Origin of the sequence: Qipengyuania qiaonensis (genome assembly GCF_019711515.1) — a bacterium.
Taxonomy (GTDB): Bacteria; Pseudomonadota; Alphaproteobacteria; order Sphingomonadales; family Sphingomonadaceae; genus Qipengyuania; species Qipengyuania qiaonensis.
This window is the reverse complement of record NZ_JAIGNO010000004.1, coordinates 130,516-156,012: the sequence shown is the minus strand read 5'-3', so window position 1 is coordinate 156,012 and position 25,497 is coordinate 130,516. Positions and strand designations below refer to the sequence as shown.

Genomic DNA, 25,497 nt, shown 5'->3' with positions numbered 1-25,497 from the left:
GCTTTGAGAGGACTTTTTGTTAGACCACCCATGACACACATGACAATTTGTCTCGTTGTTCAGGCCTTGGTTGTAAGGAAATCTTCGTGACCGATTGCGGCTGCTCTCCTCCGTCGCTCGAAACCGATGCGCAAAAACGCGCGCTCTGGATCGCGCTCGGCGTGAATGCCGTGATGTGCTTCATCGAGACGACCACGGGCGTGCTTTTTAGTTCGACCGGCCTGATCGCCGATGGACTGGACATGCTATCCGATGCCGCAGTCTATGCGCTCGCGCTGATCGCCATCGGCAGGTCGCCACGCTTCAAGGCGAATGCGGCAATGGTCAGCGGAGTGGCGCTGCTGGTTCTCGGGTTCGGACTGTTCGTCGAGGTCGTGAGACGCAGTTTCGATGGCGGAGCGCCAGAGGGTGCGGGGATGATCGCCGTTGCCACGGTGGCTCTGATTGCCAACATCATCGTCCTCCGCCTTCTCTCGCGGCAAAGAAACGATGAAGTTCATCTGCGGGCGGCTTGGATATTCACGAGGGCGGATGTTGTCGCAAATGCTGCGGTCATCCTCTCCGGTCTTGCCGTATTGGCGACCGGGTCGCGCTACTTCGACCTTATCGTTGGTGCGGCCATCGGGCTTTACGTCATGCGCGAGGCGTTCGAAATCATCTCGAACGCCCGCCGGGCCCAGCGAGCGGGCTGAGCGTCCGGTTTTGAACGACGTCATCGGCGCTTCGGATGTCCGCAATGGGGTCGCTTGCAGACATGAAATTACGCCGCCAGCGCTGCCTTCAAATCGTCGCGGATGGTCTTGAGACGGGGAAGGATATCCGCCGCGCTATCGTGCGTAACCGGCGCGCTCTGTTGCGCCGCGGGTTGCGGGTCGGGCGCGCCTTTCAGCGCCGCCTTGGCGCCTTTCAGCGTGTAGCCTTCGCGGTTCACCAGCCGGTCGATCCGTTCGACCAGTGCCACGTCTTCGGGCCGGTAATAGCGCCGCCCGCCGCTGCGGGTCAGCGGCTTGAGCGTGGGGAACTGCTGTTCCCAATAGCGCAGGACATGGGCCTTGATGCCGGTGGCCTTCGCGACTTCGCCGATGGTGCGCAGCGCGCCGTCTTCCTTGCCGTCGTCGAAATTCGCCATCCAGATATCCTCAGCCGTTCGCGATACGCTCTTTCAGCAACTGGCTGGCGCGGAAGGTCATCACGCGGCGCGGCGTGATCGGCACTTCGATCCCGGTCTTGGGATTGCGGCCGATACGTTCCTTCTTGTCGCGCAGCACGAAGCTGCCGAAGCCCGAAATCTTCACGTTTTCGCCATCGGACAGGGCATCGCACATCTTCGCCAGGATCGCTTCCACGATATCCAGCGATTCGGCGCGACTAAGCCCCATCTTGCGGTTGATGGTCTCGGCCAGATCGGCCCGCGTCAACGTCCCCACGGAGCGCATCATATCCATTCTTTCCTTCTCCCCAGATGCGACCCTGAGCGAGAATGCGGCCCCAATTCCAACTTCGCCAAGCAAATATAGAGGGTTGGCGCGATTCTGGCAAATCGGCCTGACCCGTTTCTGCCTGCGTTCACATACGAACGAGCGAGGCACCCCAGGTAAAGCCGCCGCCCATCGCTTCGAACATGACGAGATGGCCCGGCCGGATCCGCCCATCCTGCACCGCCGTGTCCAGCGCCAGCGGGACCGAGGCAGCCGACGTATTGGCATGCCGATCGACCGTCACGACCACCTTTTCCGGCGGCAGATCGAGCTTGCGCGCGGTGGCATCGAGGATGCGGGCATTGGCCTGATGCGGCACGACCCAATCGATATCGGCGGCAGCCTTGCCCGTTTCCTCGAGCACTTCCTTGAGCACATCGGCGAGGTTCACCACGGCATGGCGGAAAACCTCGCGCCCCTTCATCCGCAGCTTGCCGACGGTGCCTGTCGTCGAAGGGCCGCCATCGACATAGAGCATGTCCTTGTGCGCGCCTTCGGCATGGAGACGGCTGGCGAGGATGCCGGGCCCGTTTTTGGCGACATCCTGCGCTTCGAGCACAACCGCGCCCGCACCGTCGCCGAACAGGACGCAGGTGGTGCGGTCTTCCCAGTCGAGGATGCGGCTGAAGGTTTCGGCACCGATCACCAGCGCCTTGGTCGCCATGCCCGTCCGCAGCAGCGAATCGGCGGTGGCGAGCGCGTAAAGGAAGCCGGAACACACCGCCTGCACGTCGAAGGCGACCCCGCCGCCGCAGCCGAGCGCAGCCTGCACCTGCGTGGCGGTGGCGGGAAATGTGTGATCGGGCGTGGCCGTCGCCAGGATTATCAGGCCGATTTCGCCGGCCTCCACGCCAGCGGCTTCGAGCGCCTTGCGCGAAGCCTCGATCGCGAGGCTGGACGTCGTTTCTTCCGGGGTGGCGATATAGCGCTGGCGGATGCCGGTGCGCTCGACGATCCATTCGTCGCTGGTATCGACACGCTCGGCCATCTCGGCATTGCTGACGCAAGTCGCGGGTAGCGCGGAGCCCGTGCCCGTGATGACCGCACGGATCACTTGGCCGCCAGTCCGTCGGTGCCGACTGCCGCGAGATCGCGCTTGATGCGGTTGGTGATATCGTCTTCCAGCAGGCGTGCGGCGACCTCGACCGCATTGGCGACGCCCTTGGCATTGGCGCTGCCATGGCTCTTCACGACGACGCCGTTGAGCCCGAGGAAAACCGCGCCGTTGTGATTGTTCGGGTCGAGATGGTGGCGCAGCAACTCGGTCGCCGGGCGCGAAACGAGGAAGCCCACCTTCGAGCGGAAGCTGGAGGTGAAGGCTGTGCGCAAGAGGTCGGTAACAAAACGCGCCGCGCCTTCGATCGCCTTGAGCGCGATATTGCCCGAAAAGCCATCGCACACCACCACGTCGCATTCGCCGCGATTGATCTTGTCGGCTTCGAGATAGCCTTCGAAATCCATCGCCAGTCCGGTCGCGGCGCGCAGCGCTTCGGCGGCGGCCTGAATGTCCTCGGTACCCTTGGTTTCTTCCGTGCCGATGTTGAGCAACCGCGTGCGCGGGCGTTCGCGACCGGTAACGATGCGCGAGTAAGCGGCGCCCATGATGGCGAACTGGACGAGATTGCGCGCGTCGCATTCGCGATTCGCGCCGAGATCGAGCATGACCACATCGTCATCGGTCAGCGTGGGCAGCAGCGCGGCGAGCGCCGGGCGGTCGAGCCCGGGCATGGTGCGTAGCGAGAGCTTGCTCATCGCCATCAGGGCCCCGGTATTGCCGGCGGACACGGCGGCCCCGGCATCGCCCTGTTTCACGGCGTTGACGGCGAGGCCCATGCTGGTCGTTTTCGCACGGCGCAGGGCGCGGCTCGGCAACTCGTCGCCGCCGACCACATCGTCGCAGTGCAGGATTTCGGACGCCCCCGCCATGCCGGGATGGCCTTCGAGCGCAGTCTTGATCCGCGCTTCGTCGCCAACCAGCAGGAACTTGAACTTGTCATGGCGCCGGCGCGCAAGCGCGGCGCCTTCGATCATCACCTGCACGCCTTCATCGCCGCCCATCGCATCAACGGCGATACGCGGCAGGCTCATGCGGATTCTCCGGCTTTGCTGACGGTCTTAGAGACCGACGGCGATGATTTCGCGACCGTTATAATAGCCGCAATGCGGGCACAGATTGTGCGGCCGCTTGAGTTCGCCGCAGTTCGAGCACTCGTGATGAGCTTCGACCTTGAGCGAATCATGCGCACGGCGGTTGCCGCGACGGTGGGGCGATACTTTCCTCTTGGGGACGGCCATGGCGGCACCTGTTCCTCAAACAATTACAATCAATTTCGGTGGCCGCCCTAGGGGAAGGTCCGGCACCGCACAAGAGCGCGCGAACCCGAATATCCCGACCGTGGCGGTGAAGGCGCGCGCTATAGCGAATTTCGCGGGGGATGCAACCCGTCTGTACGGCCCCACGGCATTGCACGGCCCGAGGCATCTCCCTAGCAGTCAGATGGGTCGCCGCAGGGGCGATCGCAAGGGAGGACGAGTATGGGCATTATCCTGCCGGTCACGCTTACCGCTGCCGCCGCAGCGGCAATCATCAATATATGGCTGGGCATCCGTGTCGGGCAGATGCGCATGGCACAGAAGATCTCCATCGGCGACGATGCGGGCGGCCCGCTGACCGCCCGCATGCGCGCGCAGCTCAACTTCGTCGAGAACACCGCTTTCGTGCTGGTGCTGGTCGCGGCCATCGAACTGGCCGCCAAGGGGGGCGTGTGGCTGGCCTGGGTCGTCGCGGTCTACATGCTCGGGCGCGTGGCGCATGGCTTCGGCATGGATGGCGGGGCGCTGGCCCAGGGACGCTCCATCGGCGTCATCATCACCATGCTGACGCAACTCGGCCTCGCCATAGTTGCGGTACTGGTAGTCCTACGGGTGATGTAGCGCCGCTGTTCCGGATCATTGCGAGCGATAATCCATAGCTTGAAGCGGACTGATCGCTCTGCGCCGTGGATTGCCGCGTCGCCTGCGGCTCCTCGCAATGACCGGACTATCAACTCAGCGCGTAATCGCTCACGAACGCGTTGGTCTGGCGCTCGCGGCCGAAAGTGCTGGTCGGTCCGTGGCCGGGAATGAAGGTCACATCGTCACCCAGCGGCCAGAGCTTCTGTGTGATCGCATCGATCAGATCCTGATGGTTGCCCATCGGAAAATCGGTGCGCCCGATGCTCCCCTGGAACAGCACATCGCCGACGATGGCGAACTTGCTGGGCCGGTGGAAGAACACGACGTGACCAGGCGTGTGCCCGGGGCAGTGGATCACCTCTAGCGTAAGTTCGCCGACGGTCACCGTATCGCCATCGTCGAGCCAGCGATCAGGCTCGAAAACCTGGCCGTTAATGCCGTATTTGCGCCCGTCATCGTCGAGACGGCTGATCCAAAAGCGATCGGCCTCGTGCGGCCCTTCGATCGGCAGGCCGAGTTCCTTGGCGAGCACGCCGGCTTCCCCGCAATGGTCGATATGGCCGTGGGTGATGAGGATCTTTTCAAGCTCGATCCCGGTCTTGGCGACCGCTTCCTTGAGCTTGTCGAGATCGCCACCCGGATCGATCAAAGCGCCTTTGTTGGTCTTCGTGCACCAGATCAGCGAGCAGTTCTGCTGCAACGGCGTGACCGGCACGATGCCGGCTTTCATCGGAGGCGTGGCAGGGGTGTCGGTCATGTCCGGGAGATGGCAAGTGTGTCCCAACGAGGCAACCTATTTTGCCGACTCCCTCGCATGAGCGACGAGCTCAACAGCCTCCTTTAGCAGCGGTCGAGACCACGAAAGGGCCTCTACCATAGAATCCAGATTCGCATCGCAAATGCGCTGTACGGACAACAGAGACGCCCGTTTGATTTCAGCAAACGCTCTAAGCACGCACAAGGTGAAGTCGCCGCGATAGAAAGAAACCTCAGCGCGCGGATACAGGTAGACGAATTCGGCGACATGCTCGCAAATATGAGCCAGTCCAAGCTTTTGCGACACCAGCATTCTGGCCTCTTCACAAGTCAATTGGTCTATTGGCGTGATCCACGCCCTTTCGGAAGTCTCCACTACGTACGACCTAAGTGAACACGGACGTCCGAGCGGTTCTTGCGCCAGTTCCGCAATCGAACTCTGGCTCACCTTCGCAAAGCGATCAGGCAGGTAAGCCACGAAGTTACGATCGCACATATTTCCGTCATCGATCACACCCGCCCCCCTTTCCACACCACCCGGCCGATCACCTCCACATCCTCGCGCGCGAGTTCGATCGGGGCGTAAGCGTCGTTCTCGCTTACCAGCTTGATCCGACCCGGAGCGCTGGCATGGACCTGCTTGACGTGGAGCGCATCGCCGATCCGAACCACGAACACGCCTTCACCGCCCCGTTTGTTGCGGTCCACGAATATCTCGTCGCCCGAGCGTAACAGCGGCTCCATACTGTCGCCTTCGACGCGGATGGCGGAAAGGTCCGCACCATCCAACCCCATCTCGCGCAACCAGCGGCGTGAGAAGCGGAACGAGTCGAAGGAAATTTCCTCTGCCGAAAAGGTACCCGGCCCTGCAGATGCATCGAGAGGCAGGCGTGGGACGATGACGAAATCATCCGATTCGCGCGAGGTGGCATGATCCGGATCGGCGCCGAGTTCGACTTCGCTCACGCCGAAGAATTCGGCCAGCCTGCGCCGGTCGGCTTCTTCCAGCTTGCGCGGCGATCCTTTGCGTACGAACTGCTGCAAGTAGCTGGGATTACGACCTAACATCGCAGATAGCGAGGCAAGGCTCGTGCGTCCGGCTTCTGCCAGTTCGACCAGCCGTGCGCGTTCGGGCGTCATGACGTCAGCCATCGGGTTCCACTCCTGTCATGTCGAAACATCAAAAATCCACGACAAACAACGGTGCGTGAGAGAAAATTCCTATAGCATAGGATTTTTCCTAGACAAGTAGGATTTGGGATGGAACGAATCAGGAACAAAACCAGCGATTCGCCCTTCCAATCGGACAATTCGGGAGCCTGTCATGTTGATCCGTTCCGTCGAGAAATTCCTGCGCCAGCACGAGATGGCGGCCACCAAATTCGGGCGCCTCGCCGCGCACGATCCGCGATTCGTCCTCGACCTGCGCATGGGCCGCGAGCCGCGCGACCGCACCGAGCAGCGCATTCGCGGCTTCATGGACGGCTTCGAAGCCGCACGCGACACCGTCATCAACCAGGAGATCGCCCATGTCGGCTGAAGCGAACAGTCCCAAGCCGCCCCGCACCCGCCGCACCCGCCGCACCGCGACCGATCGCGTGCGCGCCGCGCTCGCCGACCTGCACGGACATCGCGGGCAGGTCCTGAACCATACCGAGAAAGCCTGGGCGAGCATCACCTTTGCCGGCACTCGCCATTCGCTGGCGATCCTGTTCGCGGGTGCGGACGCCGTGGACGCAGGCGAGCAATTCGTGGCCGACCTGCCCGACCACGAATTCGCGATCCCGGGTCAGCTCGTCGCCGATGCCGGAGTGATCGAGGTCGAGCATCGTATGACGCCGGCACCGCGCCTGGTGGTGCAATGCGAGTTGTTGCTGTTGGAAGAAAGCTAGTTTCTCCCCAGCGCCAGGAGGATACTAGTTCCGCCGGATCACAAGGTTCCTGATCTCGGTCATGTCCTCCATCGCGAACTTGATTCCTTCGCGGCCGAGACCGGAGTCCTTCACGCCACCATAGGGCATATTGTCGACCCGGTAGCTGGGGACGTCGTTGATCACCACACCGCCGACTTCCAGCCGATCCCAGGCATCGAACATCTTGAACAGGTCACGCGTGAAGACGCCGGCCTGCAGGCCGAAAGTGCTGCGGTTCACTTCCGCCAGCGCCTCGTCGAAGTCGGAAAACGGCTGCAGGATGGCGAGCGGGCCGAAGGCTTCCTCGTTGAGCGCTTTTGCGTCCTTGTGCACGCCTTCCAGCAGCGTCGCTTCGAGCATGTTACCCTTGCAGCCGCCGCCGGTGAGCAGCTTCGCCCCGCCATCCACCGCCTCGTCGATCCAGCCTTTCAGCCGCTGCGCCTCGCCTTCCGAAATCATCGGGCCGATGAAGGTATCGCGGTCTTTCGGGTCACCGGCGATCAGGCTGCCGGTCTTTTCGACCAGCATATCCCTGAAGCGGTCGTAGACATTCTCGTGGATGACGATGCGCTGCACGCCGATGCAGCTCTGGCCGCTTTGGTAGAAGGCCCCGAAGATGATCCGTTCGATGGCGTCTTCGAGATCCGCATCCCTGTCGACGATGACCGCGGCATTGCCGCCGAGTTCGAGCACCACCTTCTTCTTGCCGCAGCGCGCCTTGAGATCCCAACCGACCACGGGCGAACCGGTAAAGCTGAGCAGTTTGAGCCGCTCATCGACGGTGAAGAGGTCGGCGCCGTCGCGGGTGGCAGGCAGGATGCTGAAGGCACCTTCGGGCAGATCGGTTTCGGCCAGGACCTCGCCCATGATGATCGCGCCCAGCGGCGTTTTGCTCGCGGGTTTCATCACGAAGGGGCAGCCGACCGCGATGGCCGGGGCCACCTTGTGCGCGGCGAGGTTGAGCGGGAAATTGAACGGCGAGATGAAACTGCACGGCCCCACCGGCACACGCTTCCAGATCGACTGATAGCCCTTCGCCCGCGCCGATATGTCGAGCGGCATGACTTCGCCATACATGCGCACCGATTCTTCGGCGGCGATGCGGAACGTGTCGATCAGCCGCGTAACCTCGCCTTCGCTGTCCTTGATCGGCTTGCCGGCCTCGACACAGAGCGCATAGGCGAGCTCGTCGAAGCGTTCCTTGAAGCGGTCGACGCAGTGTTGCAGCACGGCCTGCCGTTCATAGCCGGCAAGCTTCGCCATGGGTTCCGTGGCATGGACGGCGCCCGCAATCGCCCTGTCGATGATCTCCGGCGTGGCGAGCGCAGTGCGGAAAGCCACTTCGCCGGTGAACTTGTCGGTCACCTCGAGATCGGTATTGGGCTGGGCGGCCTTGTTGTTCAGGTAAAGCGGGTAGGTGTCTTTCAAGCGAGGCATGTGGTTCTCCATCCTCCCGCAAACGGGGGTACCCGTGCAACCTCAGAGCCGCGCGCTCAGTTCCTTGATATCGTGGTTCAGGATCCGGTCGTTCTCCGTGTAATCGACCGGGCAATCGATCAAATGGACACCCGGCGTATCGCGGCAATGCGCGAGCAGTTCGCGCAGGTGTTTGCTCGACTCGACGCGATGGCCGCTTGCCCCGAAGCTTTCTGCGAACTTGACGAAATCTGGATTTCCGTAGGTGAGGCCGAAATCCTCGAACCCCATATTCGCCTGCTTCCAGCGGATCATGCCATAGGCGTCGTCGCGCAGGATCAGCACCGTGAGGTTCAATCCGAGCCGGACGGCGGTTTCCATCTCCTGGCCGTTCATCATGAAACCGCCATCGCCGCAAATCGCCATGACCTTGCGGTCGGGATAGAGCATGGCGCTCATCATCGCGCTGGGCAGCCCCGCCCCCATCGAGGCCAGAGCGTTGTCCAGCAAAACGGTATTGGGCAGATACGCGGTATAGCCGCGGGCAAACCAGAGCTTGTATACGCCGTTGTCGAGGCAGATGATCCCGTCCTCTGGCTGGCATTCGCGCACCTGCTCGACAAGGTGCGGAGGAAAGATCGGGAAACGCGTGTCGGCGGCCAAGCCCTGCGTGTGTTCGTGCTCCGCTTCGCGATATCGCTTGAGCGCGCCGCTGGACCAATGGCCCTGCTTCACGATATCTTCCTTTATCTGCCAGATGGCGTTGGCGATATCGCCGATCACTTCGATCTGCGGGAAATACACCGGATCGACTTCCGCGCTGCGATAGCTGACATGGATCACGGTATGGCCATCGTCATGCATGAAGAACGGCGGCTTCTCGATCACGTCGTGTCCGACATTGACGATGACGTCGGCTTCTTCGATCGCCCGATGACAGAAATCGCCGGAAGACAATGCGGCGCACCCAAGAAAAAGCGGGTGACGTTCGTCGATCACGCCCTTGCCCATTTGCGTCGTGACGAAGGGAATGCCGGTCTTCTCGATAAACTGGTTGAGCATTCGCCCGGTCATCTTGCGGTTGGCGCCCGCGCCGATAACGAGGATCGGCTTGCTGGCCTTTTCCAGCGCTTTCACGGCCTGTCGCACCGCCTTGGCCTCCGCGCTGGGGCGGCGCGCCATACTCCGCCTGATCGGGGTGGATCCGGTCGGTTCCTCTGCAATGTCTTCGGGCAGCTCGAGATGGACTGCGCCGGGCTTTTCCTCCTCAGCCAGCCGGTAGGCTTCACGCACGCGGCTGGGAATATTGTCGCCCGCGTGAAGCTGGCGCGTATATTTGGTGATGGGCTCCATCATCGCGACGACGTCGAGAATCTGGAACTGCCCCTGCTTGGATTTCTTGATCGGCTTCTGGCCGGTGATCATCATCATCGGCATCCCGCCCAACTGGGCATAAGCGGCCGCGGTTACGAGATTGGTGGCTCCAGGCCCAAGGGTGGCGATGCACACACCCGTCTTGCCGGTATGGCGGCCATAGGTTGCAGCCATGAACCCCGCGCCCTGTTCGTGCCGGGTCAGGATCAGCTCGATCTGTTGCGACCGGCTGAGGCTGTCGAGAAAATCGAGATTTTCCTCGCCCGGAACGCCGAAGATATACTCGCAGCCTTCGGCCTCAAGACATTCGACGAACAGATCCGATGCCTTGCGCGTGCCACTCATCATCCATGCTCCTTGGCGATTGTCGTCCGATCGGACGCGATTTCGTATGCCCGTCTAGGCAACCCGCGCATCAATAGCCAAGCGCAAGATCGAACTGCGGCTCGACCGGCTCGCCCTTGTGCCAGCGTTCCAGATTCTCCACGAAGCGATCCGCGCTGCGCTGGAACATCTTCGCCTGCGCGCGGCCCGACAGGTGCATGGTGATCTGCGCATTGTCGAAATCCCACAGCGGATGGTCTTCGGGCAACGGCTCGGGATCGGTCACATCGAGCAGCGCCGCCTCGATCTTCCTTTCGCGCAATGCTTCGACCAGCGCTTCCTGCTCGACCACATCGCCGCGCGCAATGTTCACCAGCACACCGTTGGGCCGCATGGCCGCAAGTTCCATCGCGCCGATCATGTGCCTGGTTTCCGGCGTCGAAGGCACGGCCAGCACGACCCAGTCGAACTCGCCCAGCTTCTCGCGCCACTCGCCGGGGCGCAGTGCGCCGTCGGCACCCGATCGCCGTACGGACACGACCTTCATATCGAACGCCTCGAGCCGCGTCTTGATGAGCGATCCGATGGCGCCCATGCCAAGCAGCAACACCCGCTCTCCCCCAAGTTCGCGCTTGCCCGGACTGTCGAGCAGCCATTCATGCCGGTCCTGCGCACGCACTACCTCGCGATACCCCTTGGCGTGCGCAAGCATCAGCATGACAACATATTCGGCGATGGTGATGGCATTGATGCCGACGCCGTTGGTCACGACTACGCCGCGCTCCTGCAGCAGATCTAGCGGCAAGAAATCGAGCCCGGCATAGATCGAGTTCATCCATTTCAGGTTCGTCGCGGCGCGCGCGATCTCGATCATCGGCTCCCTCTCGTTGAGGTCGAACCAGCCGATTTCCGCCAGCGGCGCAAGTTCCAGCGCCTGTTCCTTGCTGGCGAACCACAGCGGCTCCACCCATCCCGGCAAACGCGGTTCGACTAGCGGGCGGATCAGGGAGGACAGGAGGGCTCTGGTCATAAATTACTCCGGTAGGTATCCAGCATCGGCGGCCGATGCAGACATGTTTCGAAGTCGAAGAGACGAATGGTCAAAGGAGGAATTCTAGCCGCATCGGGATGGTGGGGATTCATCATGACGATATCGCCTTCGGGAAGCACGCGCGAGGCGATGGCGGCGAGAAGCGAGCGGCGGGTTGCGAGCCAATCGGCAACCCAGGCGCGGATCGATGCTTCGTCCTCCCCCGTGTCCGGCACGCGTTCGGGGACGGCATCCACCGCGGTCCAGCCGAGCACGAAATCATCGGGTCGCTCGGCGGCATTTTCAGGCAGGTAGCGCAGTGCCACCAGCACCGCGAGACCGGCTTCGGACGCGAAATTGACGACCGGAACACCGGGCGGGGAATAGCGTGCACCGTGGCGTTCGGGGCCCGATCCGTCGAGCGCGACGAAGGGTGCCCGGACAAGACGCCAGAGCTTCATCAGCTCCCGCTGGCGAAGCGCTCCTTGCGCCTCGTCGCGATGTCGAGGATCGCCTCGGCCACTTCGCCGGCATTGCGCAGCACGTGGCTGGGCGGGACCTGCATGATGTCGACCTTGTTCCGCTCCTGCCAGCGTTCGCGCGTGCCATCATCCTCGGGCCTGAAAGGATCGTCTTCCACTTCGATCGCGAGATGCGCTTCCTCGCAATAGAAAGGCAGAACGAAATCCTCGGTCGGATGATCGCGGACGAAAAACAGGCCCTGCGGCTCATCCTTGAGGTGCTGCCACAACAGCGTTTGCGGATCGGCTTTGGTCAAAGCTTCCACTCCCATCCTAATGGATCACCATCCATAACCTCGACACCTTTTTCCGCAAGACCATCGCGGATGGCGTCGGAGGTAGCAAAGTCCTTTGCGGCGCGCGCTTCCTTGCGGCGGAGGAGTTCGGCTTCGATTTCATCTTCGCTGATTCGCGCGTCGTTGGGACGGATGCGGAGGTCGGCTCGGGTCAATCCCCCCAAGTTCAAACCTAGAATTGAATCTGCAGCTTGAATTGCTGGCCAGCGATGGCCCTCATGAATGAAATCCAACTTCAACCAAGTCTCTAGCAGCGTCAAAATCTCTGGAGTATTCAAATCGTTCGAGATCGAAGCATCGAGTTCGCCTAGATTTGGCCCGTTGTCCTCGGGCAACTTTGCGACATTCCGTATATTTTCCACCGCCATCACAATCCGCTTCAACCGCGTTAGCGCGGCTCCCAGCCCTTCCCACGAAAACTCCAGTTCGCTGCGATAATGCGCCTGCAGACACATCATACGGTAGGCAAGCGGGTGGTAGCCCTTGTCGACCAGCAATTGCAGCCGCAGGAACTCGCCCGCGCTCTTGCTCATCTTCCCCGACCGTTCGACGAGGAAGTTGTTGTGCATCCAGATCTTTGCGCCCGAATGGGTCGCGACGTCGAGCGACCCGCAGCCGCAGAAAGCCTGATTCTGGGCAATCTCGTTGGGGTGATGGATTTCGCGGTGATCGATCCCGCCGGTGTGGATATCGAATGGAAAGCCGAGCAGTTTTTCGCCCATCACCGAGCATTCGAGATGCCAGCCCGGCGCTCCCCTGCCCCAAGGCGAATCCCATTCCATCTGCCGCGTCTCGCCCGCCGGGGTTTTGCGCCAGATGGCGAAATCGGCAGCGTTGCGCTTGCCCTCGACAGTCTCGATCCGGCCCTCGCCTTCTTCGGTCACTGCACGCGCTAGGCGACCGTAATCCGCAACCGTGGAGACGTCGAAGTAAAGCCCGCCGTCGAGTTCGTAACAATGCCTGTCGGCAATCGACTTCGCGAATGCCAGCATCTCGTCGATGTAATCGGTAGCAACCGACCATTTCGCAGGCTCGCGAATATTGAGCGCTTTCACGTCGGCCCAATACGCCTCGGTATAATGCTTCGCGATGTCCCAGATCGACTGCGCCTTTTGCGCCGCCATCTTCTCCATCTTGTCCTCGCCCGCATCGGCATCGTCGGTCAGGTGCCCGACATCGGTGATGTTGATGACGTGGGTAAGGTCGTAACCCTTCCAGCTCAGCGTGCGGCCGAGCACATCGGCAAAAACATAGGCGCGCATATTGCCGATATGGGGGTAGTTGTAGACCGTCGGTCCGCAGCTATAGACGCGTGCCTCGCCCGGATGGACAGGCTGGAATTCCTCCAGCTGGCGGGTCAGCGAATTGAACAGCTTGAGCGGCGTGTCGGTCATGTGAGGCGCAATGGCGCGAGCGCGCAGGCTGGTCAACAATCAGTCATTGCGAGCATAGCGAAGCAATCCATCAACCGAGTCTCGACAAGGAGCGATAGGGAATGGATTGCCGCGTCGCCTTAGGCTCCTCGCAATGACGAGGCAGGAGGTTCAGCCCCACCCCTCCCAGCGCACGCTTTCATCGATCCCGGCACGCTTCACCTCGAAATTGTTCACCGGCGCATCGGTATCGCGATACCCGATGGCGACGCCGCAGAAGAAGATGTGGTCCTCGGGAATATCGACCACCTCGCGGATCTGCGGGCTGTAGACCGCCCAGGCTTCCTGGAAGCAGGTGTCGAGCCCTTCCTCGCGGGCGAGCAGGCCGATGGTCTGCAGCCACATGCCGATATCGCTCCACTGCGGCGACCCCATATATTTGGGCGTATGGACCAGCATCAGCACCGGTGCCCCGAAGGCGCGGAAATTGTTGGCGAACCACATCAGCCGCTTGCCCTTCTCCTCGCGGGAGATTGCGAGCGCTCCATACATGTCCTCCCCAACCCCGCGGCGGCGCTGTTCATAGGCGCCGTCGAGTTCGGGCGGATAGACGTGGTATTCCGGGGCGTGTGCTGCGCGCCCCTTGGGAAATTCGAGGGCGATGCGGTCGAAGAGCTTACGCATCGGCTCACCGGTGAGGACGATGCCGTGCCACGGCTGGGTATTGCCGCCGGAGGGGGAGCGCTGCGCCTTTTCGAGGATACGGGTAAGCACCTCGCGATCGACCGGCTGGTCGGTGAAGGCGCGGACAGAGCGACGGGACTGGACGGCTTCTGAAACGTTCATCCTATCAACTCGTCCGAGAAGACCGCCGACCAGTAGTCCACCGCACCCGGTCCGATGTCGTCCAACACAGACCGGAACCGGCGAAGATCGACGAATTCAGCCAAGGCGCTTGCGACATCGTCGATCGCTGTGTCGCTCGCAAACTGATGATCGCGGTGGAACTCCTGTACCTCGCAAGTAAGGGCGTCCTTGTTCGCAAACGGAACCGGCTGTTTGGTTGGCGCTCCAGCTTCACAGAATATTGCGCGTAGAGTCGGAGGCAGCGCGGAAGCGAATGCCAGCCTCTGCACTGCATCGAGGCGTCGACGAAATACCTCGAAAACTCCCAGCACCACGCCCCAGGCCATATTGGTGGTCGGCAGGTCGGTCTTCTCCTTCGCGCGCTCCATAAAGGATCGAAAATCGCGATCGGCATAGAGGTAATCGGAAGGGACGGTCATTCACTCAACCTCGAACAGATCGGCCAATTGTTCGATAATCGTCCCGCCCAGTTGTTCGACGTCCATGATCGTCACCGAGCGCTTGTAGTAGCGCGTGACATCGTGGCCGATCCCGATGGCCGCCAATTGCACCGGCGATTGTTTCTCGATCCAGTCGATCACCTTGCGCAAATGGCTTTCGAGGAAGCCCGCCTGGTTGACGCTCAGCGTACTGTCGTCGACCGGCGCCCCGTCGCTGATGACCATCAGAATACGGCGGTCCTCCGGGCGGCGCAGCAGGCGGTCGTGCGCCCAGAGCAGCGCCTCGCCATCGATATTTTCCTTTAGCAGCCCTTCGCGCATCATCAGGCCGAGATTGCGGCGCGCGCGGCGCCAGGGTTCGTCGGCCTTCTTGTAGAGGATGTGGCGCAGATCGTTGAGGCGGCCCGGATTGGCGGGACGGCCATCGGCGAGCCATGCCTCGCGGCTCTGCCCGCCCTTCCATGCGCGGGTGGTGAAGCCGAGAATCTCGGTCTTCACGCCGCAACGTTCGAGCGTGCGTGCCAGGATATCGGCGCTGATCGCAGCGATCGAAATCGGTCGCCCGCGCATGGAGCCTGAGTTGTCGATCAGCAGCGTGACGACCGTATCCTTGAACTCGGTGTCGCGTTCGACCTTGTAGCTGAGTGCATGGCCGGGGCTGACCACCACGCGGGTCAGGCGCGCGGCATCCAGCAGTCCTTCTTCCTGATCGAAATCCCAGCTGCGGTTCTGCTGCGCCATGAGGCGGCGCTGGAGACGGTTCGCAAGCCGTGTGACCACGCCCTGCAGACCGGCAAGCTGGCTGTCGAGATAGGTACGCAGCCGCTCCAGCTCTTCGAGATCGCACAGCTCGCCCGCGTCGATCTCTTCGTCGAATTTCGCCGTGTATGCCTTGTACTCGAAGGTTTCGGGGAAATCGGTCCAGGGCCGATTGGGTCGGACGGGCTGCATGCCCTCCTCGCCATCGTCGGACGGATCGCCGTCGGACATTTCCTGCTCGCCATCGATTTCCTGATCGGCGTCGCCGTCGGCCTCGCCATCGGTGACGTCGCTACGGGCATCGGTCGCCTGCGGCTCTGCGCCGCCCTCGTCTTCCTCGTCGGTCTCGTCCTGATCCTCCGGATTCTCGCCTTCCTCGTCCTCGCCATCCTCGGCATCGGTCGGTTCGGGGCTGTCGGGCAAGGTCAGATCGAGATCGCGCAAGATGTCGAGCGTCAGGTTCTGAAACGCGCGCTGGTCGTCCAGCACATCGGCCAGCCCGTCCATATCCGTGCCGATCCTGGCGAGAATGTCCTCGCGCACCAGATCGACCGCCTTGCGCGCCCGCTCGGGAACGGCTTCGCCGGTCAGCGCCTCCCGTAGCATCAGCGACAGCGCGCTCGGCAACGGCACGTTCTTGGCCTCATCCGCACGCACGATCGGGTCCGCAGCGGTCCGCATTTCGACCGCCGAATTGAGATTGCCGCGAATGCCGGCATACCGGGTCGAGCCGATCGCCTCGTAACGCACCTGCTCGATCGCGTCGTAGCAGGCGCGCGCAATGGGCTCGGGCGGGGCGCCCTTGCCATGAAGCGCCTCGTCGTGATGGCGCAGCCGCAGCGCGAAACTGTCGGCAAAGCCGCGCGCCTCGATCGCCTGCTCGCGCGGCAGGTTTCGACCCGGCAACGGCACGCGGAAGTTTTTGCCCGATTGGGTCGGGCTGTCCGCACTCCACGCAACCTCGACCTCCGGCTCGTGCGCGAGCGCGCGGCTGGCACCGGTCAGTGCCTGCTTGAAGCGATCGAGAGGGGTCTGTTCGGTCAAGTTACGCGGTCGGGATGCTCTGCCCGGTGGTTTCCCAATCCTTGAGGAAACCCTCGATACCCTTGTCCGTCAGCACGTGCCTGAACAGCCCCTTGATGACCGATGGTGGCATGGTCGCGACATCTGCGCCGATGCGCGCGCTTTCGAGCACATGGACGGGATTGCGGACGCTGGCGACGAGGATCTCCGTGCCGAAATTCGGATAGTTGTCGTAGATCAGGCGGATGTCGCGGATCAGTGCCATGCCGTCGAAGCCGTTATCGTCGTGCCGTCCGACGAAGGGTGACACGAAGGTGGCGCCTGCCTTGGCCGCGAGCAGCGCCTGGTTGGCGCTGAAGCACAGCGTGACATTCACCATCGTACCGTCGGAGGTGAGCTTCTTGCAGGTCTTGAGCCCGTCGATCGTCAGCGGAACCTTGATGCAGACATTGTCTGCGATCTTGCGCAAGGTTTCGGCTTCTTTCATCATCGTATCGTGATCGAGCGCGACAACTTCGGCGCTTACCGGACCATCGACGATATCGCAGATTTCCTTGGTCACCTCCATGAAGTCCCGCCCCGACTTGGCGATCAGCGAAGGATTGGTGGTGACGCCATCGAGCAGGCCGGTATCGGCCAGTTCCCTGATGTCGGCGATGTCGGCAGTGTCGACGAAGAATTTCATGCGCGGAAGCTCCGAATTCGGATGGGCGAGAAGGTTCGCCGCCAGTATTAAGCGCGGCATGACGATTCACCTCCGCGCGGTCTGCGCCTTCCTTGCCGCCGCCGGTGCGGCATTGCAACCGTCGCCGGCCCGCGCCGCGGAGGAAGACACACAACTATGGCTCAACGCCGCCGCCGCCACGGCTCTGTTCGATGATGCGACCTCGCTGACCTTCGACATTTCCGAGCGGCTGCGCGAAGGAGACGACCAGTTCCTCGCGCGAATCTCGCTCGATCACAAGGTGTCCGATGCAATCACGATCGGCACGGGCTATGCCTGGGTCAGCGCCGGAACCGGGCAAGAACATCGCCCGCACCAACAGGTCAATGTCACCTTCGGGCAAGTGGTCTTTCGTGGGCGGTTCGAACAGCGCTTCCTCGAAGGTGCGGATCGGGTAGCACTGCGGGGGCGGGCCCGCGTTCAGTTTGCGCCGCAGATTGCCGATAGAACCCGTGCGGTGTTTTCGACCGAGTGGCTCTATAACCTGCAGCAGGCCACGCGTGGCACCGATCCGCGAACCGAACAGCTGCGGTTTATCGCCGGGATCGAACAATCGGTAACGAAAACCGTCCGTGTCACGGGAAGCTACGGTCTGTTCTACAACCCTCTTCCCGGAGCGCCCGATCGCATCAGCCACGTCCCCTCCATAGGCGTCGTCACGCGCTTCTAAAGCGCGGAGCCGGTTCCGAAGACGCCGATGATCAACGGATCCCGCGTTGCCGCCGGATCACGACGGATCGCGGCCTCCTCGACGCCGATTTCACGCCAGATGGTATTGTCGATGCTGGTGGCGAACCGGTTGGTAACGCCCGCAAGGTCGACGCCGGTCAGCCCGCGAACCAGTTCCCCCACCAGCGGTTCTTGCGCCACGCGCATCGCTTGCCCCAGTTCGGGGACCATCGCTTCGACCAGTGTCGTGCCCATCGATCCGCGCAGGAAGGTGGTCGCTGCATTTGGGCCGCCCCGCACCAGCTCCATCGCGTTGCCGATCCCGATCACGCGCACGGCATCGGTCACCAGCGGCGCGGCGCGTTCCGCACCTTCGTAAGCAATATCGCCGAAAGCGCCCTCGAGCCGGCTCTTGAATAGCGACGAGGTGAGAATACCCGCCAGCACATCGCCGCGCGCACCGAGCAGATTGTTCAGCCCGGCCTGCGCGACCTGCTGATCCCAGAACCCGCCACCTTGCAGCATGCGAGCGAATGCGCGCTCGCTGGAAAGAAACAGCAGACGCTGCACGGCGTCGACGAGACTGAGACCGGGAATGGAAGAGCAGGCCGGAAGAAGCAGCAGACCACCCGAAGCGACCATGCCGCCAAGCATGGCGCGGCGACCAGTAGGTTTCGCGAGAATATCGGTCATATCGTCGGTCCTCTTGTTCCCCACCCTTGTTTCATCTGCCTCGCGCCGCCCATATGGCCAGGCCATGAACCGTGTCCGTTGCCTCGTCCTTAATGCCGCTCTCGGGCCGCTCGACTACAGAGTGCCGGACGGTATGGATATCGGCCCCGGTTCGGTGGTCGAATGTCCGCTCGGCCCACGCACCGTGATCGGAATCGTCTGGGAGGCTGAACGGCTGCCGGGAACGGACGTTCCGGTTGAGAAACTGCGCAATCTCAGGGGGGTGCTGCCGGTCCCTCCGCTTTCGGCACCGCTCCGGCGATTGATCGAATGGGCTGCGGATTATTACGTGGCCTCACTGGCCAGCGTGGCCCGTATGGCACTTTCGTCGGGCGGCGCGCTCAAGGGGCCGGCGACGATGACGGAGTACCGCCTCACCGGGGGCCTGCCCGAGCGCATGACTCCGCAGCGCCATGCGGCAATCGAGGCGCTGGAAGGCGAACAGGCCAATATCCGCGAGCTATCCGGGATTGCCGGCGTTTCCGAAGGCGTCTTGCGGGGGCTGGTGAACCAGGGTGTTCTCGAACCGGTCGAGGTCGATTGCGATCGCCCATACGACGCGGCTCGGCCCGATTTTGCGGAGATTGCGCTGAACGCCGAACAGCGCGAGGCCTCGGACATTTTTGCCGCTGCCGTGCGGAAGGCGGAATTCGCCCCTTTCCTGCTCGATGGTGTCACCGGGTCGGGCAAGACGGAGACCTATTTCGAACCCATCGCAGAAGCGCTGCGCATGGGGTGGCAGGTACTCGTTCTGCTGCCCGAGATCGCCCTGACCGAGAACTTCCTGCACCGGTTCGAAGAACGCTTCGGTGCGGCACCGGTACTGTGGCATTCCTCGCTGAAATCGACAGAGCGCAGGCGTGCCTATCGGGCAGTCTCGGAAGGAACGGGGCAGGTCGTGGTCGGCGCACGCTCGGCCCTCTTTCTGCCTTTCGCCAAGCTTGGACTCATTGTGGTCGATGAAGCGCACGAGACGAGTTTCAAGCAGGAGGATGGAGTTCGCTACAATGCCCGCGATGTAGCGGTGATGCGCGGACACTTCGAGAAAGTGCCAGTGGTGCTCGCCAGCGCGACGCCTGCCCTCGAAAGCTTGCAGATGGCGGAAAGCGGTATCTATCGGAAAATCGATCTGCCAAGCCGCTTCGGCGGCGCCGAACTTCCTGCGATCGACACGATCGACCTCACGCAGGAGAAACCGCCCCATGGCATGTGGCTTGCCCAGCGGCTGGTGGACGGGATCGAGGACCGTCTGGAACGTGGCGAGCAATCGCTATTGTTCCTCAATCGCCGCGGCTATGCCCCGCTGACGCTGTGCCGCAATTGTGGCTTTCGCTATCAATGCCCCAATTGCAGCGCCTGGCTGGTCGAACATCGCTTTACCCGGCGGCTCGCCTGCCACCATTGCGGGCATGAGGCCCCCGCCCCCCAAGCCTGCACCGAATGCGGGGAGCCCGATTGCCTCGTCGCCTGCGGTCCGGGCGTCGAACGCATCGCCGACGAGGTGGCCGAAAGGCTGCCGCAGGCACGTGTCTTCGTCGCCACCTCGGACACGCTCAATTCGCCGGGACGCGCCGCCGAGTTTATCGCCGCAGTCGAGGCATGCGAGGTCGATGTCATCGTCGGCACGCAACTGGTAACCAAGGGGTTCCATTTCCCCGACCTGACTTTGGTGGGCGTGGTAGATGCCGATCTCGGTCTCGAAGGCGGAGACCTGCGTGCAGGGGAACGTACCTATCAGCAGGTGGCGCAGGTCGCGGGACGTGCCGGGCGTGGGTCGAAGCCCGGCGAAGTGCTGATCCAGACCCGTCATCCCGAGGCGCCCGTGATCGCGGCGCTGGCGGCTGGCGACCGCGACGCCTTCTATTCCGCCGAAACCGAAATGCGCCGCGAGGCGGGCGCCCCGCCCTTCGGCCGCTGGGCCGCGATCACCGTCTCGAGCGAAGACGATGCGGAGGCGCGCGAGGCAGCAAATCGTCTCGGCGCTTTCCGACCGCAGGTCGAGGACTGCCTGATCCTCGGCCCCGCGCCTGCGCCCATGGCACTGCTCCGCGGGCGGTACCGCTACCGCTTTCTCATCAATGCGCGCCGCAGCGTGCAACTGCAGGACGAGATCCGTCGCTGGCTGGCGCAGGTCGACCATCCGCCTGGCGTGCGCGTGGCGGTGGACATCGATCCCTACAGTTTCGTCTAGTCCTGCTCGCCATCGAACACCGCGCGAGCCGCTTCGACCTTGCCGATGTTCTCGATCGCCCAATTGCCCAGACGCGCCACCGGATCGCACAATGACCGGCCGAGCGCGGTCAGCGCATAGTCTACGCGCGGCGGGACACTCGGGGTTACGGTCCGGCTGACCAGCCCGTCGCGTTCGAGACCGCGCAGGGTGCGGGTGAGCATACGCTGCGACACGCCGGGAATATCGCGCCGCAGTTGATTGAACCGCTGCGAGCCATCGGTCAGTGCCAGCACCACGCGCACCGACCATTTATCGCCGACGCGTGCGAGAATATCGTTCACTGCCATGCATTGCGGTGCATCGTGAACCTCGAGGGTAACACCGGTGTCCCTATCGGACAGGAAAGTGCCTTCTTGCGCGGGCCGAGTTACGGTTGCCATATAGCCTCCAGGTTATCGATAGTAACTATGGAGTCCATCTCGTGCAAATCCTTCGTATCGACAGTTCGACCACCGGCGACCAATCCATCAGCCGCAGGCTGACCGACGAGCTTGTGGCTCACTTCACTGCCAAACATCCCGATGCGACGGTCGTCACCCGTGATCTGGTCGCCGAACCGCTGGCGCATATCGACCCGATCACCACAAAGGCGATCCGCACCGCTCCCGAGACGCATGAGGAGGCGGTCGCCGCGGCCTATCCCGATCAGCGCGCGGTACTGGACGAATTTCTCGCCAGCGACATCGTGATTGTCGGCGCACCAATGTATAATTTCACCATCCCCAGCCAGTTGAAGGCGTGGCTGGATCGGCTCGGTGTGCCCGGCGTGACTTTCACATATTCCGAGGCAGGACCCGAAGGTCTCGCGGGAGGGCGCAAGGTCGTCATCGCGTCCGCGCGCGGCGGCGAATACTCGAATGACCAGATCGCGGAAAACCAGGAAAGCCTGCTGACAACTTTCTTCGGCTTTATCGGCGTGGACGATCTGCATTTCGTGCGGGTCGAGAAAGCGGGCTTCGGCCCGGATGCCATCGCCGCCGGCTTCCAAGCGGCTAAACAGGAAATCGCCAAGCTGTAAGGCACCATGGCGGGCGCCGGGCATTGAATACGCGATGCCCGGCCCCGTACTCGTTCCCATCCTCGGAGACCAACTGACCCGGACGCTCGCGAGCCTGCGCGGGCGGACCAAGGACGATACCATCATCCTGATGATGGAGGTTTGGGACGAGGCAACCTACGTCAAGCACCACAAGCAGAAGATTACGCTGATCTTCTCCGCCATGCGCCATTTCGCCGAGGAACTGCGCGATGCCGGCTGGACCGTCGACTACGTGCAGCTCGATGACGAAGGCAATGCGGGCAGCTTTGCCGGAGAAGTCGCGCGAGCGGTAGAAAAGCATTCACCGCGCCTCGTCAGCGTGGTCGAAGCGGGCGAATGGCGCGTGCGGCAAGACATGGAGCAATGGGCGGACAAGTTCGCGTGCGACGTGGAAATACTGCGCGACGGTCGTTTCATCTGCAGCCAAAGCGAGTTCGACGAATGGGCAGCGGATCGCAAGGAACTTCGCATGGAGTTCTTCTATCGCGAAATGCGCCGCAAGACCGGGCTGCTGATGGATGGTGACAAGCCCGAGGGCGGCGAATGGAACTACGACAGCGAGAACCGCAAGCCACCCAAAGACGGCCTGTCCGCACCCGAACGCCCGAAATTCGAACCGGACGCGATCACGCGAGACGTGATCGAACTGGTCGAAGCCCGCTTCGGCGATCATTTCGGCAATCTCGATACGTTCGAATGGCCGGTCACCCGGGAAGAAGCGCAAGAAGCCGCCGACGCCTTCTTCGCCGAACGGATCGAGTGCTTCGGGCCCTATCAAGATGCCATGGTCGTAGGAGAGGACGATCTGTTCCACTCGATGCTTTCAACCAGCATCAACCTCGGCCTGCTCGACCCTCTCGAACTCTGCCAGCGCGCAGAACAGGTCTATAAGGACGGCAAAGCGCCGTTGAATTCGGTCGAAGGCTTCATCCGGCAAATCATCGGCTGGCGCGAATATGTGCGCGGCTTCTACTGGCACCAGATGCCGCATTTGCAGAACGCGAATGCGCTCAATGCCCAGCGCGGCCTGCCGGAATTCTACTGGACCGGGCAAACGGACATGGCGTGTCTGGCCGACTGCATCCGTTCGACGCGCGACAATGCCCATGCGCACCATATTCAGCGGCTGATGGTACTGGGCAATTTCGCTCTCCTCGCGGGTATTGCCCCACGCGAAGTTCAGGACTGGTATCTTGTCGTCTATGCCGATGCCTATGAGTGGGTCGAACTGCCCAATGTCGCGGCCATGATCCTATATGCCGATGGTGGCAAACTGGCCTCCAAGCCCTATGCGGCAAGTGGCAACTACATCAACAAGATGAGCAATTACTGCGTGGGCTGCACCTATTCGCCTGGCAAGAAGACCGGCGACGGCGCGTGTCCGTTCAACCCGCTCTACTGGCACTTCATGCACCATCACCGCGAGCGGCTGGAGAAGAACCACCGCATCGGCCGGATCTATTCCACCTGGGATCGCATGGGGGGAGACCGCCAGCGGGAGTATCTCCAGAGCGCACGGGCATTCCTCGATCGTCTGGAACCCGCCGCGAAGGGCTGGGCCCGGCCTGCGGATGGTTAATCATTTCGATCGCGTGGTGTCGCTTTACCGCAGATTGGGCTCCGGTCACCGACTCATCAGGAGACAAATCGGCTCACATTCATTGGCACCGCAGATCGATCTGAACATCAGGCCGATCCGTAGCCCCGTGCTACATCTGGACCAATATGGACAACTAGAGGGGGTTGGATTGCCCGCATACGCACAATGGAGGGAGTGGACCGGACATCGAGGTCCGGACACACCGCGTGTGCCGGTGTCGATTTTGAGGAGTAGACTATGACTGCCATTTCAAGAAATTCGAAAGCCCTTGCGGTACTTGCCGCGCTCGCTCTGCCCGCAACGGGCGGCGTATATGCGCAGGAGCTTGAGCCGCAGGATGGTGAAGTGCTGGCCACCGTCATGGGCAACATGCCCAGCGATCTTACCGGCATGCCGGCAGGCCCGACCATCGATGGCGTTATTTCGGCGCGCAAAGACGAAAGAATGCAGGTGACGACCGCCGATGGTTCGCGCACCGTCGTCGCGATCAGTCCTGCCACCGAAATCCGCAGCAGCGGCGGCTTCCTGGGCCTCAGCAAGGATACGCTTCCTGCCGCAGACCTGCTCAACGGCCTGCCGGTCGAAGTGCAGACTGTCGAGTGGGCAGACAGGGGCCTGATTGCCACCAAGGTCGCGCTCAAGACCAAGGACCTCAAGACGGCGCGGATGATCCACAACGGCACCGACCAGCGCTTTACCGAAAACGAAGCGGCCACCGAAGCTCTGCGCGGACGCGTCGCCAATATCGACGAGTACAACATCAAGGGCGTTACCAACGTCTATTTCGATACTGGCAAGTACAATCTGTCGGATACGGCGCGGACCGAGCTTTGCCAGGCTGCCAGCCAGGCGGGCGCTACCGACAATGCGCTGCTTCTCGTCGTCGGTTATACCGATTCGACCGGCGGTTACGAGATCAACCAGGAACTCAGCGAAAAACGCGCGGCCCGCGTGGTCAACTTCCTCCAGCAGGAATGCAAGTGGGCGCCCTATCGCATGATGACCCCGACCGGCATGGCCGAAGCCGACCCGGCTGCGGACAACACCACCGAAGCGGGCAAGGCGCAGAACCGCCGTGTTGCCGTCAACATTCTCGTCAGCAAGAGCGTCGACGGAATGGAAACCGGTCTCTGATCCGGGATAGCCAAACACGAATATCGGGGCGGTCCTTCGGGTCCGCCCTTTTCATTTGCGCTTTCGGTTCGTTCAGCCGGCCGGCTGAGCCTCGGCGTCGGCGCGCTTCACCAGCTTGTGCTCATCCTCGATCAGCCCGTGCTTCCAATAGCTCGAGATATAGAGATCGCTCCCACCGAGCCCGAGTTCACCGCGCAGATAGTCGCGCAGCTTGCGCATGGATGAAAACTCGCAAGCCGCCCAACCGGCAACCGAGCCTTCGGGCCGTCCTATCGACCGCAATGTGTCGGCGAGCAGGTCCGGGCGCCTGCCGGGTTCGGGATTGATCAGCCATTCGATCTGCATCCCTGCGGGCGCGACGATGTCCGGGCGGTCTGCCTCGTCTTGTATTTCGATGGCGACACACCCGCGCGCATCCGCCGGCAGTGCGGCAAGATTGACCGAAATGGCCGGTAGCGCGGTCATATCGCCTGCGATCAAATAGAAATCGCGCCCCGGCGGCAGCGGCTTGGGCAGGCCCGGTCCGCCCACCGCAATCGTATCTCCGGGCTGTGCCGACAATGCCCATTGCGTCGCCGGACCCGCAGCCTCCCCGCCGTGTAGCGCGAAATCGACGTCGATGGCACCGGGGCGCTGGTGGCGGATCGTATAGGTGCGGATCACCGCCTTCGTCGTCGCGCTAGGCGGTTCGAGCATCAGCTTGACGTAGCCGCCCGCGAAATCGGCCGGAAAATCGCGGATTCCGTCACCACCCAGCGAAACGCGGATCATGGATGGCGAGAGACGCCGACTGGAAAGAACGGTGAGGTTTCTAGGTGCTGGTCTTGTACTCATCTACCAC

General features: G+C 62.3%; 30 protein-coding genes. 9 read left to right on the top strand and 21 right to left on the bottom strand.

Annotated features, from left to right (window positions below; all coding sequences use genetic code 11):
• Positions 1–86 precede the first annotated feature (86 nt).
• Positions 87–692: a cation diffusion facilitator family transporter gene (locus tag K3174_RS08405; protein WP_221557811.1), complete on the top strand. Its 606-nt coding sequence runs from the start codon at positions 87–89 to the stop codon at positions 690–692.
• A 68-nt stretch (positions 693–760) separates the two neighbouring features.
• Here K3174_RS08405 and K3174_RS08400 read toward each other — a convergent pair whose 3' ends face one another.
• From K3174_RS08400 to rpmF, 5 genes are all read right to left on the bottom strand, one after another.
• A complete protein-coding gene (locus K3174_RS08400) occupies positions 761–1,129 on the bottom strand; it encodes a MerR family transcriptional regulator (protein ID WP_221557810.1) in 369 nt (122 codons plus the stop codon).
• Positions 1,130–1,139: 10 nt separating this feature from the next.
• The gene (locus tag K3174_RS08395; RefSeq protein WP_221557809.1) at positions 1,140–1,439 is read right to left on the bottom strand and encodes an integration host factor subunit alpha; all 300 of its coding nucleotides are present in this window, start codon (positions 1,437–1,439) and stop codon (positions 1,140–1,142) included.
• Between the two features lie 127 nt (positions 1,440–1,566).
• Positions 1,567–2,532 (bottom strand): beta-ketoacyl-ACP synthase III, encoded by a 966-nt coding sequence (locus K3174_RS08390; protein WP_345719612.1) that lies wholly within the window; start codon positions 2,530–2,532, stop codon positions 1,567–1,569.
• A complete protein-coding gene (gene plsX / locus K3174_RS08385) occupies positions 2,529–3,566 on the bottom strand; it encodes a phosphate acyltransferase PlsX (RefSeq protein WP_221557808.1) in 1,038 nt (345 codons plus the stop codon). The genes K3174_RS08390 and plsX overlap by 4 nt, the downstream gene beginning before the upstream one ends.
• A gap of 27 nt (positions 3,567–3,593) precedes the next feature.
• On the bottom strand, positions 3,594–3,773 hold the full coding sequence (rpmF, locus tag K3174_RS08380) for a 50S ribosomal protein L32 (RefSeq protein ID WP_067464131.1): 180 nt from the start codon (positions 3,771–3,773) through the stop codon (positions 3,594–3,596).
• A 240-nt stretch (positions 3,774–4,013) separates the two neighbouring features.
• Here rpmF and K3174_RS08375 point away from each other — a divergent pair, with 240 nt between their 5' ends.
• Entirely contained in the window at positions 4,014–4,412 is a 399-nt protein-coding gene (locus tag K3174_RS08375; RefSeq protein WP_221557807.1) for an MAPEG family protein, read from the top strand.
• A gap of 109 nt (positions 4,413–4,521) precedes the next feature.
• Here K3174_RS08375 and K3174_RS08370 read toward each other — a convergent pair whose 3' ends face one another.
• From K3174_RS08370 to K3174_RS08360, 3 genes are read right to left on the bottom strand one after another with little or no spacing between them, the layout of a single operon-like run.
• Complete coding sequence (locus tag K3174_RS08370; RefSeq protein ID WP_282099700.1) at positions 4,522–5,190, bottom strand: MBL fold metallo-hydrolase; 669 nt, start codon at positions 5,188–5,190, stop codon at positions 4,522–4,524.
• A gap of 36 nt (positions 5,191–5,226) precedes the next feature.
• A complete protein-coding gene (locus tag K3174_RS08365; protein ID WP_221557806.1) occupies positions 5,227–5,703 on the bottom strand; it encodes a hypothetical protein in 477 nt (158 codons plus the stop codon).
• Positions 5,700–6,341, bottom strand: coding sequence for a S24 family peptidase (locus K3174_RS08360; protein WP_221557805.1), 642 nt, complete (start codon positions 6,339–6,341; stop codon positions 5,700–5,702). The genes K3174_RS08365 and K3174_RS08360 overlap by 4 nt, the downstream gene beginning before the upstream one ends.
• A 172-nt stretch (positions 6,342–6,513) precedes the next feature.
• On the opposite strand from K3174_RS08360, the gene K3174_RS08355 reads away from it, so the two are divergent.
• Together K3174_RS08355 and K3174_RS08350 are read left to right on the top strand one after the other, a co-directional pair.
• Positions 6,514–6,729 carry a hypothetical protein gene (locus tag K3174_RS08355; RefSeq protein ID WP_221557804.1) on the top strand — a complete coding sequence of 72 codons (216 nt, stop codon included), beginning with the start codon at positions 6,514–6,516 and terminating at the stop codon, positions 6,727–6,729.
• Complete coding sequence (locus tag K3174_RS08350) at positions 6,719–7,081, top strand: hypothetical protein (protein ID WP_247712012.1); 363 nt, start codon at positions 6,719–6,721, stop codon at positions 7,079–7,081. The genes K3174_RS08355 and K3174_RS08350 overlap by 11 nt, the downstream gene beginning before the upstream one ends.
• Before the next feature lie 24 nt (positions 7,082–7,105).
• On the opposite strand, the gene K3174_RS08345 is transcribed toward K3174_RS08350, so the two are convergent.
• The 10 genes from K3174_RS08345 to fsa form a co-directional block, all read right to left on the bottom strand.
• Entirely contained in the window at positions 7,106–8,539 is a 1,434-nt protein-coding gene (locus K3174_RS08345; RefSeq protein ID WP_221557803.1) for an aldehyde dehydrogenase family protein, read from the bottom strand.
• Positions 8,540–8,581: 42 nt separating this feature from the next.
• Positions 8,582–10,237 (bottom strand): acetolactate synthase large subunit, encoded by a 1,656-nt coding sequence (locus tag K3174_RS08340; protein WP_221557968.1) that lies wholly within the window; start codon positions 10,235–10,237, stop codon positions 8,582–8,584.
• Positions 10,238–10,307: 70 nt separating this feature from the next.
• Complete coding sequence (locus K3174_RS08335; protein ID WP_221557802.1) at positions 10,308–11,246, bottom strand: D-2-hydroxyacid dehydrogenase; 939 nt, start codon at positions 11,244–11,246, stop codon at positions 10,308–10,310.
• A complete protein-coding gene (locus tag K3174_RS08330; protein ID WP_221557801.1) occupies positions 11,243–11,707 on the bottom strand; it encodes an RES family NAD+ phosphorylase in 465 nt (154 codons plus the stop codon). The genes K3174_RS08335 and K3174_RS08330 overlap by 4 nt, the downstream gene beginning before the upstream one ends.
• The gene (locus K3174_RS08325; protein ID WP_221557800.1) at positions 11,707–12,024 is read right to left on the bottom strand and encodes a DUF559 domain-containing protein; all 318 of its coding nucleotides are present in this window, start codon (positions 12,022–12,024) and stop codon (positions 11,707–11,709) included. The genes K3174_RS08330 and K3174_RS08325 overlap by 1 nt, the downstream gene beginning before the upstream one ends.
• Positions 12,021–13,457, bottom strand: coding sequence for a cysteine--tRNA ligase (cysS, locus tag K3174_RS08320; protein ID WP_221557799.1), 1,437 nt, complete (start codon positions 13,455–13,457; stop codon positions 12,021–12,023). The genes K3174_RS08325 and cysS overlap by 4 nt, the downstream gene beginning before the upstream one ends.
• 150 nt (positions 13,458–13,607) lie before the next feature.
• Entirely contained in the window at positions 13,608–14,282 is a 675-nt protein-coding gene (locus K3174_RS08315; protein WP_221557798.1) for a nitroreductase, read from the bottom strand.
• Complete coding sequence (locus tag K3174_RS08310) at positions 14,279–14,722, bottom strand: DUF2267 domain-containing protein (RefSeq protein WP_221557797.1); 444 nt, start codon at positions 14,720–14,722, stop codon at positions 14,279–14,281. The genes K3174_RS08315 and K3174_RS08310 overlap by 4 nt, the downstream gene beginning before the upstream one ends.
• On the bottom strand, positions 14,723–16,546 hold the full coding sequence (gene cobT / locus K3174_RS08305; RefSeq protein WP_221557796.1) for a cobaltochelatase subunit CobT: 1,824 nt from the start codon (positions 16,544–16,546) through the stop codon (positions 14,723–14,725).
• Between the two features lies 1 nt (position 16,547).
• Positions 16,548–17,210: a fructose-6-phosphate aldolase gene (gene fsa, locus K3174_RS08300; protein WP_221557795.1), complete on the bottom strand. Its 663-nt coding sequence runs from the start codon at positions 17,208–17,210 to the stop codon at positions 16,548–16,550.
• A 58-nt stretch (positions 17,211–17,268) separates the two neighbouring features.
• Here fsa and K3174_RS08295 point away from each other — a divergent pair, with 58 nt between their 5' ends.
• A complete protein-coding gene (locus tag K3174_RS08295; RefSeq protein WP_221557794.1) occupies positions 17,269–17,919 on the top strand; it encodes a DUF2490 domain-containing protein in 651 nt (216 codons plus the stop codon).
• Here K3174_RS08295 and K3174_RS08290 read toward each other — a convergent pair.
• The gene (locus K3174_RS08290) at positions 17,916–18,611 is read right to left on the bottom strand and encodes a DUF4197 domain-containing protein (protein WP_221557793.1); all 696 of its coding nucleotides are present in this window, start codon (positions 18,609–18,611) and stop codon (positions 17,916–17,918) included. The two genes, K3174_RS08295 and K3174_RS08290, sit on opposite strands and share 4 nt — an antisense overlap.
• A gap of 64 nt (positions 18,612–18,675) precedes the next feature.
• Here K3174_RS08290 and K3174_RS08285 point away from each other — a divergent pair, with 64 nt between their 5' ends.
• The gene (locus K3174_RS08285) at positions 18,676–20,841 is read left to right on the top strand and encodes a primosomal protein N' (RefSeq protein ID WP_221557792.1); all 2,166 of its coding nucleotides are present in this window, start codon (positions 18,676–18,678) and stop codon (positions 20,839–20,841) included.
• On the opposite strand, the gene K3174_RS08280 is transcribed toward K3174_RS08285, so the two are convergent.
• Entirely contained in the window at positions 20,838–21,263 is a 426-nt protein-coding gene (locus K3174_RS08280) for a winged helix-turn-helix transcriptional regulator (RefSeq protein ID WP_345719610.1), read from the bottom strand. The two genes, K3174_RS08285 and K3174_RS08280, sit on opposite strands and share 4 nt — an antisense overlap.
• A gap of 41 nt (positions 21,264–21,304) precedes the next feature.
• On the opposite strand from K3174_RS08280, the gene K3174_RS08275 reads away from it, so the two are divergent.
• From K3174_RS08275 to K3174_RS08265, 3 genes are all read left to right on the top strand, one after another.
• Positions 21,305–21,901, top strand: a complete 597-nt coding sequence (locus K3174_RS08275; protein WP_221557791.1) for an FMN-dependent NADH-azoreductase — start codon at positions 21,305–21,307, stop codon at positions 21,899–21,901.
• A gap of 34 nt (positions 21,902–21,935) precedes the next feature.
• Positions 21,936–23,501: a cryptochrome/photolyase family protein gene (locus K3174_RS08270; RefSeq protein WP_221557790.1), complete on the top strand. Its 1,566-nt coding sequence runs from the start codon at positions 21,936–21,938 to the stop codon at positions 23,499–23,501.
• A gap of 258 nt (positions 23,502–23,759) precedes the next feature.
• Positions 23,760–24,656, top strand: coding sequence for an OmpA family protein (locus tag K3174_RS08265; RefSeq protein WP_221557789.1), 897 nt, complete (start codon positions 23,760–23,762; stop codon positions 24,654–24,656).
• Between the two features lie 72 nt (positions 24,657–24,728).
• Here the strand turns inward: K3174_RS08265 and K3174_RS08260 are convergent, their stop codons facing one another.
• Complete coding sequence (locus K3174_RS08260) at positions 24,729–25,490, bottom strand: siderophore-interacting protein (RefSeq protein ID WP_221557788.1); 762 nt, start codon at positions 25,488–25,490, stop codon at positions 24,729–24,731.
• Positions 25,491–25,497: the final 7 nt, after the last annotated feature.